This is a genomic window from Nocardia cyriacigeorgica (assembly GCF_010868145.1).
GTDB classification, from domain to species: domain Bacteria; phylum Actinomycetota; class Actinomycetes; order Mycobacteriales; family Mycobacteriaceae; genus Nocardia; species Nocardia cyriacigeorgica_D.
The window spans coordinates 269,826-283,581 of sequence record NZ_JAAGUY010000001.1 but is presented as its reverse complement, the minus strand read 5'-3'; the positions used below and the strand labels follow the sequence as shown (position 1 = coordinate 283,581).

The 13,756-nt window shown below is 68.5% G+C and carries 11 protein-coding genes; 7 read left to right on the top strand and 4 right to left on the bottom strand.

The features are described from left to right. Positions 1-17 precede the first annotated feature (17 nt). The 4 genes from GV792_RS01135 (at position 18) to GV792_RS01120 (ending at position 4,181) form a co-directional block, all read left to right on the top strand. Positions 18-233, top strand: a complete 216-nt coding sequence (locus GV792_RS01135) for a hypothetical protein (protein ID WP_163821703.1) — start codon at positions 18-20, stop codon at positions 231-233. Next, complete coding sequence (locus GV792_RS01130) at positions 230-1,231, top strand: hypothetical protein (RefSeq protein WP_175583061.1); 1,002 nt, start codon at positions 230-232, stop codon at positions 1,229-1,231. Before GV792_RS01135 ends, GV792_RS01130 begins: the two co-directional genes overlap by 4 nt. Positions 1,232-1,308: 77 nt before the next feature. Next, a complete protein-coding gene (locus GV792_RS01125; protein WP_163821702.1) occupies positions 1,309-2,637 on the top strand; it encodes a hypothetical protein in 1,329 nt (442 codons plus the stop codon). A gap of 113 nt (positions 2,638-2,750) precedes the next feature. After that, positions 2,751-4,181 (top strand): SDR family NAD(P)-dependent oxidoreductase, encoded by a 1,431-nt coding sequence (locus tag GV792_RS01120; RefSeq protein WP_163821701.1) that lies wholly within the window; start codon positions 2,751-2,753, stop codon positions 4,179-4,181. A 117-nt stretch (positions 4,182-4,298) separates the two neighbouring features. Here the strand turns inward: GV792_RS01120 and GV792_RS01115 are convergent, their stop codons facing one another. Next, a complete protein-coding gene (locus GV792_RS01115) occupies positions 4,299-5,072 on the bottom strand; it encodes a thioesterase II family protein (RefSeq protein WP_163821700.1) in 774 nt (257 codons plus the stop codon). Positions 5,073-5,113: 41 nt separating this feature from the next. On the opposite strand from GV792_RS01115, the gene GV792_RS01110 reads away from it, so the two are divergent. Genes GV792_RS01110 through GV792_RS01100 form a run of 3 tightly spaced genes read left to right on the top strand, consistent with a single transcriptional unit; the run spans position 5,114 to position 8,488 of the window. Further along, positions 5,114-6,466: a CoA transferase gene (locus GV792_RS01110; protein ID WP_309139058.1), complete on the top strand. Its 1,353-nt coding sequence runs from the start codon at positions 5,114-5,116 to the stop codon at positions 6,464-6,466. Positions 6,467-6,512: 46 nt separating this feature from the next. Then, positions 6,513-7,586: a nucleoside hydrolase gene (locus tag GV792_RS01105; RefSeq protein ID WP_163821698.1), complete on the top strand. Its 1,074-nt coding sequence runs from the start codon at positions 6,513-6,515 to the stop codon at positions 7,584-7,586. Further along, entirely contained in the window at positions 7,583-8,488 is a 906-nt protein-coding gene (locus tag GV792_RS01100) for an amidohydrolase family protein (RefSeq protein ID WP_163821697.1), read from the top strand. Before GV792_RS01105 ends, GV792_RS01100 begins: the two co-directional genes overlap by 4 nt. Before the next feature lie 22 nt (positions 8,489-8,510). Here the strand turns inward: GV792_RS01100 and meaB are convergent, their stop codons facing one another. The 3 genes from meaB to GV792_RS01085 are packed head-to-tail and all read right to left on the bottom strand — an operon-like array spanning position 8,511 to position 13,623. Continuing rightward, complete coding sequence (meaB, locus tag GV792_RS01095) at positions 8,511-9,506, bottom strand: methylmalonyl Co-A mutase-associated GTPase MeaB (protein ID WP_163821696.1); 996 nt, start codon at positions 9,504-9,506, stop codon at positions 8,511-8,513. Continuing rightward, complete coding sequence (gene scpA, locus GV792_RS01090; protein ID WP_163821695.1) at positions 9,503-11,779, bottom strand: methylmalonyl-CoA mutase; 2,277 nt, start codon at positions 11,777-11,779, stop codon at positions 9,503-9,505. Before scpA ends, meaB begins: the two co-directional genes overlap by 4 nt. Continuing rightward, positions 11,779-13,623, bottom strand: coding sequence for a methylmalonyl-CoA mutase family protein (locus tag GV792_RS01085; protein ID WP_163821694.1), 1,845 nt, complete (start codon positions 13,621-13,623; stop codon positions 11,779-11,781). The genes scpA and GV792_RS01085 overlap by 1 nt, the downstream gene beginning before the upstream one ends. Positions 13,624-13,756 lie beyond the last annotated feature (133 nt).

The window sequence follows — 13,756 nt, the reverse complement described above, 5'->3', positions numbered from 1 at the left end:
TCGCGATGAAAGGCACCATGACCACCGCAGCCGACACATTGTCCCGGACGTTGGGCGTTCCCCTGCCCGCGGCCTTCGCCGATCTCACCGACGCACAACTCGTGCAGCTCGACCAGATGCTGCACGGCGCGTCGGCTCGTCGTGCCGACCAGATGCGCGAGGCGTTCGAGTCGGGATTGCGATTGATCCCGCGCCTGATGCGTCCCGCGGTGAAGAAGGCTCTCGGACTATGAGCAACCATCTGTTGGCGCTCGCCGAGACCACGAAACTGGCCCGGCTTCTCGGCGTCGAGACCGGCACACTCGACTTCCTCGCAGATCTGCCGCCGGACGCGATCCGCGAATTCCGGGACCGCAGCACCGACATGCTGTTCGACCGTGATCGATCGAAGCTCGCGCGGGTCGCCGCCGCAGCCAATCTCGTGCCGGTGGCGATCAGCGCCAAGATCGCCGGCCATGCCTTCGGGCCGGTGCTGTGTGCGGCCGTCGCCGCCTCGGTCGACCCGCGGCGCGCGGTCGATATCGCGGCCGCGCTGCCTGCACCGTTCCTGGCGGAGGCGGCGACCGCGCTGGATCCCCGGCGCACCGCCGACGTGATCGCCAAGGTGCCGCCCCGGCAGGTCGCTGCGGTCGCGACCGAGCTGCTCGCGCGCGAGGAACACGTCACGATGGGCCGTTTCGTCGGCGTGGTGCCCGAGCCGTCACTGCGGGCGGCCGCTGCGGTCACCGGCGACGCCGATCTGCTGCGCATCGGATTCCTGATGGAGGACAAGAGTTCCATCGACACGTTGATGGGGATCGTCGCCGACCGGCTGCCCGGGATCATTCGCGCCGCCCATACCGAACGGCTGTGGGCGCAGGGCCTCGACCTGCTCGCCACGGTGAACGACGCGAACAAGGCCAGGCTGGGCGATATCTGCGCCGAACTCGGTGACGATGTACTCGATGGACTGATCGCGGCGGCAGTCGAACTCGACGCGCTGGCCACGCTGATGCCGGTGACCAGCGCCATGAGTTCGGCGACCCTCGCGACGCTGGCCGCACGACCCGCGGTGCACGACGAGCAGTTCCTCGGCGCGTGCGTCGATATCGCTGCGGCCGAGGGACTGTGGCTGGAAATGCTGCCGCTGACCAGGCATCTACCTGCCGAGCCGCGGTCGTTCGTTGCCGCCCTGGTGGCGAACGAACCCGATGCGCCGACGGAAGTCACCGAGGCGCTGGCGCGCGGGTAACGACCGGCGAGAACACCGGTCACCCGGCGTGCGGCTCGGATGGGCGCGCAGGCGGCGGCAGTGGTACGTTCCCCGCCATGACGACATCGGGGGAATCTTCGAATCAGCCGGGCGCACAAGGCGATCAGCCGAACCCGACGGGCGAGGTGCCTCAGCACCCGCCGGTCTCCCCCGGCGAACCGACGGTGCTGCGCCAGCCGGGTGCACCGGACCCGCAGCACGATCCGACGCTGCTGCGCTCCTTCGATCAGCCCCCGGGTGGATTCGCACCCGCACCGCCGCCGACCGGCGTGGCTCCCGGCCCGCCGTACGGTCCTGCGATGGCGGACCAAGGATTCGCGCAACCCGCTCCCGGTTTCGGGTCGTCGGCACAGCAGCAGTCCGGCCCCGGTTTCGCCCAGCCCAACGCGCCATATGGCCAGTTCTCACCGCAGCAGGGTCAGGGGTTCGCGCAGCAGAGCCAGGCCGCCCTGCCGGGCCAGGGCTTCACGCCACCGGGCCAGGAATTCGCTCCGCAAGGCGCGGGGTTCACGTCCCAGAGCCAGGGGTTCGCACCGCAAGGGCAGGGCTTCACGCCGCAGGGGCAGAGTTTCGCACCGCAGGAACAAGGATTCGCGCCAGGTGGATACGGACCGGGCGGACCGGGTTTCGCCCAGCCCGCACCGTCGTTCGGCCCGATGGGTTCCGGCAGTGGCCCGGCCTCCGCCGGTACCTCCGGTAAGGGCTGGTTGTGGGGGGTGGGCGGCATCGTCGTCGCCTCGGTGGTGTGGGGTGGCGCGGTTCTCGCGTTCGGCGGATTCGGCGGCGGCTCGAGCGCAGTCGCGCCAGGCGAACCGGATCTGCGCGGCTACGCCTATTCCGATGACTTCTGCGACCTCGCCGACACCGAACCGTTCACCGAATCCGGCTACACGATCTCCACGAAGAGCATGTCGGGCATGAACGACTACCCGAACTTCACAGGTACCGAGCACGCCGCGAGGGACACAATGTTCTGCGCCCAACGGCTTCTCGCCCCCGGTGCTCGGGAAGACGACTACGAGGACGCGTCTCTGTACTCCAGCGTGACGATCCACAAGAAGACCGATCCGGGTCCCGAGTTCATCGCTGGATTCGATACCTGGGAGAACCCGTATGCCGACTCGGGTGCCGAGGGCCGGGTCGAGAAGGTCTCCGGGGTCGGTGATGAAGCCTATGTCACCGTCGAGCCCGACAAGGCGGGCGATCCCGCCCCCACGGTCACGATCATGGTCCGCGATGGCTGGATCATCGGCCGCTTCACCTGGTCGCAGTACCTGTCCGCGTCATCATCGTCGAACAGTTCGGCGAGGGCCCTGCCGGAATCGGAGGTCATCGACAAGCTGACCGAGTCCGCCAAGTCCACCTTGGCCGCGCTGCGCAACTGAACCGCGCGTCCTCATCGGCCGCCAAGGGTGGAGGTGAGCGGCTGGTCACCGGACCCTGTTTGAGACAATGGGCGCGACACTCGCCCAGCTCATGAAGGATGTCTCCACTTCCGATGACCGAAACCACGATCGATCCGGACTCGCTCGCCACCTGTCTGCGGGTGCTGGAGCAGGCGGGACAGCTCGACAAGGATCATCCGGATTCGGTGGCGGTGCAGCGCGCAGTCGGGCATATGTTCAAAAAGCTCAAGCAGCGGCGGCGCTCGGCGGCACGGGATGCGGTGTCGAACGCCGATCGCGCGGTCGTCGCGGCCACCGCCACGGGTTCTCCCCAGCGGATCGACGACGAGACCGCGGGCATCCCGATCAGCTCGACCGCCACCGGCGCCAGCGCAGGCACGCTGATCCGGCCGAGGCCCTGCTACATCTGCAAACAGCGCTACACCCGGGTCGACGCGTTCTACCACCAGCTGTGCCCGGACTGCGCCGCCGACAGCCATGCCCGCCGCGATGCACGCACCGACCTCACCGGCAAGCGGGCACTGCTCACCGGTGGACGCGCCAAGATCGGCATGTACATCGCCTTGCGGCTGCTGCGCGACGGCGCGCACACCACCATCACGACGCGATTCCCCAACGACGCCATCCGCCGCTTCGCCGCCCAGCCCGACAGCGCGGATTGGTTGCACCGAGTACGCATCGTCGGCATCGATCTGCGTGACCCGGCGCAGGTGGTGGCGTTGGCCGACGATGTCGCCGCCCGGGGCCCGCTCGACATCCTGATCAACAATGCCGCGCAGACGGTGCGTCGCTCGGCCGGCGCCTACAGTGCCTTGGTCGACGCCGAATCCATGCCGCTGCCGGCCGGGGAACTGCCCGATGTGGTGACCTTCGGCAAGACGATGCAGGCCCATCCCAGCGCCCTCACCGCCTCGCTCACCCCCACGTTGTCCGCCGACGACGTGGCCGAGCTGGCGTTGGTGGCTGGGTCGGCGACGCCGGAGCGCATTTCCCGCGGTGTCGCCATCGATGCCGGTGGCCTGGTGCCCGATCTGGCGCACACCAACAGCTGGGTGCAGACCGTGGGCGAGGTGGATCCCACCGAGCTGCTCGAAGTGCAGCTGTGCAATTCGGTCGCACCGTTCATCCTGGTATCGCGGTTGCGGCCGGCGATGGCGGCGGCGCAGGCACGGCGCAAGTACATCGTCAACGTCTCGGCGATGGAGGGCCAGTTCGGGCGGGCGTACAAGGGCGCGGGCCATCCGCATACGAATATGGCCAAGGCGGCGTTGAACATGCTGACCCGCACCAGCGCCACCGAAATGTTCGAAGCGGATTCGATTCTGATGACCGCCGTCGATACCGGCTGGATCACCGACGAACGCCCGCACTACACCAAGATCCGGCTGGCCGACGAGGGGTTCCGGGCGCCGCTGGATCTGGTGGACGGCGCTGCACGTGTGTACGACCCGATCGTGCAGGGCGAGCAGGGCAACGATCTGTACGGCTGCTTCCTCAAGGACTACCGGCCCTCCCCCTGGTGATCTCGCACCAGCTGTGCGGCTTCGAGTCGGAAGCGTGCTGTACCGGCGATTTGCGGATGCCACCGCGATCGTGCATTTCGCTTTTATCGGTCGCCGGATCGTCCGCGTGACACGGGTTTACCGGTGGGCGGCTTGACCGTCGAGTCGGTTGATGATGGCCGCGGCCAGTTCTGTCGGCCGATCGTCGAGATAGAAGTGGCCGCCGGGAAACTGCGAACTGGTGAAGTCGCCGGTGGTGAATTCTCGCCAGCGGTCCAGCTGCGCGGCCGAGGTGGTCGGATCGGTGGTGCCGACGAACGCGGTGATATCGACGGTAAGGGCCGGGCCGGGTTGGTAGGCATAGGTTTCCACCGCGCGATAGTCGTTGCGCACGGCCGGAAGAACGAGGTCGGCCAACCCCGGTTCGTTACGCAATATCCGGACGGGCCCCGGATCTGCGGCCAGCCGCTCGAGGTCGTCGATGAGCCCGTCGTCGGGACCGAGGTGCAGGCGGGCGGGCTCGCGGTGATCGGGGGTTGGCCTGCCGGAGACGAACAGCAGTTGCGGCGGCCGACCGTCGCGTTGGAGCCTGCGCGCGGTTTCGAACGCCACCGTGGCACCCATGCTGTGACCGAACAGTGATAGGTGCTCGATCCGCGGCTGTGCCAGCAGTTCGGCCGCGATCCGGTCGGCCAGCTCACCGATATCGGGGATCGCGGCGTCGGCCAGCCGATCCTGCCGTCCCGGATACTGCACGGCGGCCACCACATAGCCGGGGCCGAGCTGCTCGGCGAGCGCCCGGTACGCGGTGGCCGATCCGCCGCCCGGTGGCAGGCACAGCACATGGTGGCGCGCGACCGGATCCGGGCGCAGCACACGCAGCCATGCGGTGGGGGTGATGGTTCTGCTCACGTCGGAATCCGTTCCGGTCGATGGCTATTACGCTGGGTGCGGTGAGTGTGCACGAGCGGCTGGTCCGTGACTACCAGGATGGCATCGGTGTCGAGGATCATTCCGTCACACCCGCGCCGGAGTTCGGTACCGCGCTCGCCGCGGCGCTCCCCGTGGCCGGGCTCGCCGCCGGCGCCATCGCCGCTGTCATCGGTGCGGCGAACCGGTTGCGCGTTGCGCACGGGCTCGACCCCGTACGGCACCGGATCGACCCGCAGCGCGTCGCGGCCGCATTCGCCAGTGAACGGCTGCTGCGCATCGATGGGGCGCCGGTGGGGATGTTCGCCGATCTGTCGGGCTTCTTCCCGACCTTCGATGGCTGGGTCCGCACCCACGCCAACTATCCGCATCACCGGGCCCGCTTGCTGGCGGCGCTGAACCTACCCGCCAACGCTCCCCTTGACCTCGCGGTAGCTCAGATCGCGATGAGCCGCGCCACCGATATCGAGGACGCGGCGGCTGCCACCGGCGCCATCGCGGTGCGGGTGCGCACCGAACGCGAATGGGCGGCCACCCCGCAGGCACGGGCCGCCGCCGCAGGGCCGGTGGTTTCTTCGACCGCCCGAGCCGACGCACGCGGCATCGGTCTCCCGGACGGGGCGACGCCGTTTCTGCCGCTGCGCGGTGTCCGGGTACTCGATATGACCAGGGTGATCGCCGGTCCGGTGGCGACCCGCACGCTCGCTCTGCTCGGCGCCGATGTCCTGCGAATCGACCCGCCCGGTCTGCCAGAGATTCCGTGGCAGTTCCGTGACACCTGCCAGGGAAAACGGTCCACCGTGCTCGATCTACGCACCGACCGCACGCGTATCGACGCACTGTTGGACACCGCCGATGTCCTGGTGACCGGCTACCGGCCCGGTGCGCTCGAACACGCCGGGCTGACGATCCGGCCGGGCCTCGTACACGGGCGGGTCAGCGCCTGGGGCGATACCGGCCCATGGGGAATGCGCCGTGGCTTCGACAGCATCGTGCAGGCCGCGACCGGCATCGCCATCATCGAAGGTGCACCTGCGGTCCCCAGCGCGCTGCCTGCGCAGGCGCTCGACCACGCCTCGGGCTATCTGCTCGCCGCCGGGGTGATCGATGCGCTCGTCGCCCGCGCCGCCGACGGCATCGGCCGCGATATCCGGGTGTCGTTGGCGCGCACCGCGTCCTGGTTACTCGCCGCACCCGAACGCACACTGCGCCACCCTGCGGCCACCGAACCGGATCCGCAGTACGCCCTCGCCCACGGCAACGTCACCACCGCCATCCCCGCACTCGCCGAATACCCCGACTACCCGGCACCGGCGCGACGATACGGGTGGGATCAGCCGACCTGGTCGTCACCGGCGCCGTCGCACCGCATGTGATCGACCGGGCCGCAGCCGCCGGAATCCGCCTCGATAGGCTCGGGGTGTGCGGCAGAAGATCATCGTTGACGTCGATACCGGGGTGGACGACTCGCTGGCACTGCTCTACCTGCTGGCCAGCCCCGAAGCCGAGATCCTCGGCATCGCGTCCACCGCGGGCAACGTGGGCGCCGCGCAGGTTGCGGTCAACAATCTCGCCTGGCTCGACCTGTGCCGGGCACCTGATATCGAGGTGGCGCTCGGCTCCGCGGAACCGCTCGCCATCGCCTTGCGGACCACCGAGGACACCCACGGACCCCACGGCGTCGGATACGCGGAGCTGCCGGCACCGAATCGGGCGGTATCGGAGCGCCCTGCTCCCGACTTATGGGTCGATCTGGCACGCGCGCACCCGGGTGAGATCGTCGGGCTGTGTACGGGCCCGCTCACCAATCTGGCGCTTGCCCTGCGGCGGGAACCCGCGCTGCCGCGGTTACTGCGCCGCCTGGTCGTGATGGGTGGCGCGTTCAACCATCCGGGCAATACGACGCCGACCAACGAGTGGAACGTGCATCTCGATCCCGAGGCGGCCAAAGAGGTTTTCGACGCCTTCTCCGCCGCGCCACCGGACCGGCGCCCGCTGATTTGCGCACTCGACATCACCGAGACGATCGAGATGCGTCCCGAGCATCTGGTCCGGCTCGCCGAGCGCGCGGGAAGTACACCCGCCGAAGCGGTGTCGCCCGCGGACCCGCCGCAGGCCCGGTCCGCCACCAGCAATCCGATCATCCGCCATCTCACCGACGCGGTGCGCTTCTACTTCGACTTCCATCACTCGTTCGACCTCGGATACCTGGCGCATATGCATGATCCGTTCGCCGCGGCGGTCGCCCTCGACCCCACGCTGGCGCGCACGCGTGCAGCGACGGTGGACGTCGAGCTCGCGGGGACCCTCACCCGCGCCACGACGGTGGCGGACTGGGCGGGCATGTGGGGGCGAGAACCCAATGCCGACATCGTGATCGGCACCGACCCGGAACTGTTCTTCGACCGGCTGATCGGCCGGGTCGGTGATTTCGCCGCCGCGGTATATCCCCCGGTGGGCCGGCTGGTCCCCGCGAACGCTCAGGAGGCGCCATGATCGACGACACCACCACCTACCTCGCCGGGTTCCGCCGACGCCTCGGTCTGCCCGCCATCGTCGACGTGCACACCCATTTCATGCCGGACCAGGTGATGCGCAAGGTGTGGGCGTACTTCGATTCCGCGGGCCCGCTCACCGGGCGGGAATGGCCGATCACCTACCGCGACGATCAAGCGGTGCGCTTGAAGACATTGCGCGACTTCGGTGTCCGTGCGTTCACCTCGCTGGTGTACCCGCACAAGCCAGAGATGGCGGCCTGGCTCAACTCGTGGACCGCCGAATTCGCCGCCGAGGTCCCCGACTGCCTGCACACTGCGACCTTCTATCCCGAACCCGGCGCGGCGGACTATGTGGCCACCGCGCTGGCGGATGGCGCGCGAGTGTTCAAGGCGCATATCCAGGTCGGCGCCTACTCGCCGGTCGATCCGCTCCTCGACCCGGTGTGGGGGTTGCTCGCCGAGGCGGGCACGCCGGTCCTCATTCACTGCGGTTCCGGTCCTGCGCCCGGTGAATTCACCGGGCCGGGCCCGATGGCCGATGTCCTGCGCCGCTACCCGCAGCTCCGGTTGATCGTCGCGCATATGGGGATGCCCGAGTATTCCGAGTTCATGGACCTGGCCGACCGCTATCCCGGCGTCCACCTGGATACCACCATGGCATTCACCGATTTCTCCGAGGAGGAGGTCCCCTTCCCCACCGCCGACCAGCCGAGACTGCGCGATCTGGGCGACCGCATCCTGTTCGGCAGCGACTTTCCGAACATCCCGTACCCGTACCACCACGCCGTCGCGGCACTGGAGCGCCTCGACCTCGGCGATGACTGGCTGCGCGCCGTCTCCCATGACAACGCCGCGCGCCTGTTCGACCTGCCGGACATCGCGCCGGTCGACGACGCGTGAACCGAGTGCCGAAGCGGCGCGATCAGTCGTTGTCGAAGGCGCGCAACAGCTCTTCGGCGGCAAGGGCCGCGGTGAGGCCGCCTTCGCGAACCTGCTTCTCGACATCGTCGCGCAGGGCCTTGACCCGAGGGTTGTCGGCGAGGCGGCGTAGCAGCTGGTCGTGCACCATGGTCCAGGTCCAGTCGACCTGCTGGCGGCGGCGTTTCTCGTCGAATTCGCCCGCATCGGTCAGCACGCGGCGATGCTCGAGCACCGTGGACCAGAACTTCTCCAGGCCGACGCCTTCCAGACCGCTCATGGTCAGGACCGGTGGTCGCCAGAGCGCATCGTGCGGATGGATGAGGTGCAGTGCGCCCGCCAGTTCCCGTGCGGCCTTCTTGGCCTCGAGTTCGTGCTTGCCGTCGGCCTTGTTGACCGCCACCAGATCGGCGAGCTCGAGCACGCCCTTCTTGATGCCCTGCAACTGATCTCCGGTCCGGGCCAGCGTCAGGAAGCAGAACACATCGACCATGTTGGCGACCGTCACCTCGGATTGGCCGACGCCGACGGTCTCCACCAGGATCACGTCATAGCCTGCCGCTTCCAGCAGCACGATCGTCTCGCGGGTCGCCTTGGCGACACCGCCGAGGGTGCCTGCCGTCGGCGAAGGCCGGATGTAGGCGTCCGCCTCCACCGACAACCGCGCCATCCGGGTCTTGTCACCGAGGATCGAACCGCCGGTACGGGTCGAGGACGGGTCAACGGCCAACACCGCGACCCGATGCCCGCGCCCGATGAGGTACATGCCGAGCGCATCGATGAAGGTCGACTTACCGACGCCGGGCACGCCGGTGATACCGACCCGGTTCGACAGCACCGCACCGGTTGCCGGAGTCAGCTGCAGCAGCAGCCGTTGCGCCAGCTCCCGATGATCGGCTCTCGTCGATTCGACCAGGGTGATCGCCCGCGCCAAGGCGGCCCGCTCGTTACGGCGGACCGCCTGGGCGAGCGCGTCGACATCGATGACGCGCTTGGTCATTCGGCGCTGTCTGCCTCGACCGAGGCGCCGATCTCGTGCCCGAGTTCGGCCGCCAGCTTCTTCAGCAGATCGATCGCCGCGTCGGCGATCACGGTGCCGGGCGGGAAGATCGCCGCCGCGCCAGCGGCATACAGCTCCTCGAAGTCACCGGGCGGGATGACACCGCCGACGATGACCATGATGTCGGGGCGACCGACATCGGCCAGCGCCTGCCGCAGGGCGGGCACCAGCGTGAGGTGGCCGGCCGCCAGCGACGACACGCCGACAACGTGCACGTCGTTGTCGGCTGCCTGGCGCGCCACCTCTTCGGGGGTCTGGAACAGCGGGCCCACATCGACGTCGAACCCGAGGTCGGCGAAGGCCGTGGCGATCACCTTCTGACCGCGGTCGTGGCCATCCTGGCCCATCTTGGCCACCAGGATGCGGGGGCGGCGGCCCTCGGCCTCGGCGAACTCCTCGACCAGATCACCGGCGGTGGTGATGTTGGTGACCTTGCCTGCCTCGTCGCGGTACACACCCGACAGGGTACGGATCTCGGCCTGATGGCGGCCGTACACCTTCTCCAGCGCATCGGAGATCTCGCCGACGGTGGCCTTGGCGCGAGCGGCATTGATGGCCAGCGCCAGCAGGTTGTTCTCCATACCGACCTCGGAAGAACCTGCGGCACGGGTCAATTCGTTCAGCGCCCGCTCGACCTCGGCCTGGTCGCGGTCGGCGCGCAGCTGCCGAAGCTTCTCGATCTGCTCGGCGCGCACGCGCGAGTTCTCGACCTTGAGAACCTCGACCTCGTGGTCCTCTTCCACCTGGTACTTGTTCACGCCGATCACCGGCTGCTGCCCGGTGTCGATACGCGCCTGGGTCCTGGCGGCGGCCTCTTCGATCCGCAGCTTCGGAATGCCCTCCGAAATCGCCTGCGCCATACCGCCGTGCGCCTCCACCTCCGCGATATGCGCGCGGGCGCGGTCGGCCAGCTGATGGGTCAGCCATTCCACGTAGTACGAGCCGCCCCACGGGTCGATCGGGCGGGTGGTGTTCGACTCCTGCTGGATCAGCAGCTGGGTGTTGCGGGCGATGCGGGCCGAGAAGTCGGTCGGCAACGCCAGCGCCTCGTCGAGGGCGTTGGTGTGCAGCGACTGGGTGTGGCCCTGGGTGGCGGCCATGGCCTCGATGCAGGTGCGCGCCACATTGTTGTAGGCGTCCTGCGCGGTCAGCGACCAGCCCGACGTCTGCGAATGAGTACGCAGCGACAACGATTTCGCGCTCTTGGGCTCGAACTTCGCGACCAGCTCACTCCACAGCAGCCTGCCGGCGCGCAGCTTGGCCACCTCCATGAAGAAGTTCATGCCGATCGCCCAGAAGAACGATAGCCGCGGCGCGAACTTGTCGACCTCCATGCCCGCGTCGATACCGGCGCGGATGTACTCGACACCGTCGGCGAGGGTGTAAGCCAGCTCCAGATCCGCCGTCGCACCGGCTTCCTGAATGTGGTAGCCGGAGATGGAGATCGAGTTGAACTTCGGCATCTTCGCGCTGGTGTAGGCGAAGATGTCGGAGATGATCCTCATCGACGGTTTCGGCGGATAGATGTAGGTGTTGCGGACCATGAACTCCTTCAGAATGTCGTTCTGAATCGTTCCGGCCAGCTGTTCGGGCGTGACGCCCTGCTCCTCGGCGGCGACCACGTACAGCGCGAGAATCGGCAGCACCGCACCGTTCATCGTCATCGAGACGCTGACCTGGTCCAGCGGAATGTGATCGAAGAGCTGACGCATATCGAGGATGGAGTCGATGGCCACACCGGCCATACCGACATCACCCTGCACGCGTGGATGATCGGAGTCGTAGCCGCGGTGGGTGGCCAGGTCGAAGGCCACCGACAAACCCTTCTGACCGGCCTGCAGGTTGCGGCGGTAGAAGGCATTGGAGTCGGCCGCGGTGGAGAAACCCGCGTACTGGCGGATGGTCCACGGCTGGTTGACATACATCGTCGGATACGGACCGCGCACGAACGGCGCGGTACCAGGAACGCTGTCGAGGGGGAAGCCCGCCTCCGCGACGGCATCCCGGTCGGCCTTGGTGAACACCGGTGCGACGTCGATACCTTCGGGTGTCGACCACACCAGCTGTTCGGGCGTGTAGTTGTTGGCCTGTGCGGCCGTGCGCACGTAGTCGGCGACCTGCGCGGCATCGACCGCGGCGGGCTCGGGCGCCCGCTCGGTGAGCGGCACGTCGGCGAAGCTGCCGATCAGGTGCTCGATATCGGGTGTCGTCATCAGGCTCCCACCTTCTCCAGCAGCCCCGACAGGGCGGCGACCGCGTCGATCCGCGCCGTCAGGAATCCGTCCGGGCGCTGTGCGCCGTCCAGGTCGGCGACCGCCTTCTCCGGACCGGCCAGCAGCACCGTCTCGATGCCCGCCGACCGCAGCTGCTGCGCGGCGGCGCCGGCCTCGGTGCCGTACCGGGCATCAGAACCACACAGCACCGCGAGGTCGGCACCGGATTCGGCAGCCGCCGCGGCGATCGCGTCGATGTCCAACGGCCCAGGGTTGACCGATTCGATGCCACCGGAGGCCAGCAGGTTCGCGATGAAGGTGACCCGCACGTTGTGTTCGGCCACGGTGCCCAGCGGAACCAGCAGCGCGATCGGCCGTTTACCGTTGGCGGCCAGATAGGCATCCGAGCGGTCGCGCAGCGCTTCGAACGCGGCGCCGTAGCTCGCCACCCCGATCTGGGTGCGTGCGGCTTCCGACAGCGGCTTCTCGCCAAGGTTCGGGAATTCGTTGACGCCGGTGACCGCGGTCCTGCGGTGCGCGACGTCGGCGTCACGGGTGGCCTTGGTCGCGGCGATCCGCTCGGCGAGCAGACCCGATTCCAGCGCGGCCAGGTATCCGCCCGCGGCCTCGATCTCCTGCATGAATGCCCACGCCTTGGCGGCGAGTTCGGCGGTGAGGTCCTCGACGTACCAGGAACCGGCGCCCGGGTCCTGCACATGACCCAGATGCGATTCCTCGAGCAGCAACAGCTGGGTGTTGCGTGCCATCCGGTCGGCGAACGACCGCGAGACCCCGAGCTCATCGGCTGGCAGCGCGGCGTCGAACGGCAATACCGTCACAGTGTCGGCGCCACCGACTCCGGCACCGAACGCCGCGAGGGTGGTGCGCAGCATGTTCACCCACGGATCGCGGCGGCTCATCATGGCCGCCGAGGTCACCGCGTGCTGCGGAGCGCCACCGGCATCGGGTGCACCGCACACGTGCGCGACGCGGGCCCAGAGCCTGCGCGCGGCACGGAATTTCGCGATGGTCGCGAACTGGTCATCGGTGGCGGCGAACCGGAACTCCAGCTGGCCGAGCGCAGCGACCACACCGAGGTCGCCGGTCATAGCGCGCAGGTATTCGAGGCCGGCGGCGACCGCTGCGCCCAGCTCCTGGGCGTCCGCGGCGCCCGCGTCGTGGAAGACGCGGCCGTCAACGGTGATCGCGCGCACCGTCTCGGCGCGGCCGGACGCCTGCGCTGCCAGCGCAACGGTGTCGGCGAGGTCCAGATCATCGAGGCCGGCGAACCGGCTGGTCAGCGGCGCGGCACCGAGGGAAGCCCGGACATCGCCGCGTGCGGGGGTGTTGTATCCATCGAGCACCTGGAACAGTTGCTCGGCGGCGTGCACCGTCGCCGCGCCCGCGTCCAGGGTCAGTGGCGCGAGTTCGAACAGCAGACCCGACAGGGCCGCCGGGATCTGCGCAACCGGCACACCGCGCTCTCCCGCACCCAGCCAGACCGCGCTGATGCCGTTTTCCAGGCGCGCGAGGATCTCCTGGTTCACGCTCGCGCCGTCGGCGCCGGCGAAACGGTCACCGACGAACCAGCCGCGGTGCACGTCACGGGTGGCGTCGCGGCCACGCACGAACGGGAACTGTCCCGGCAGCGGCTGCTCGGGCAGCTCATCACGGCTGGTGTACAGCGGGGCAATGGTGAGGCCGTCGTAGGTGGTGACCTCGAGCAGCTTCTCGGGTTCGTCCGGAAGCTCCGCGGCATCGACCCGGCGGGCCTTGGCCAGCACACCCGCCACGCCCTTACGCCAGGCGGCGTACTCGGGCACCGGCTCTGAAGCTATCGGCATACGCTGCTTTCCCTCTTCCATTCGAGTACGGGCGCACCACTCCTGCACGCCCATACCTGTGCATCCGCCCAGCTCAGCGGACACTTTGGTTAACGAGTATTCGGCTCGTTTCCTCTGATGCTAGCGGGACGCC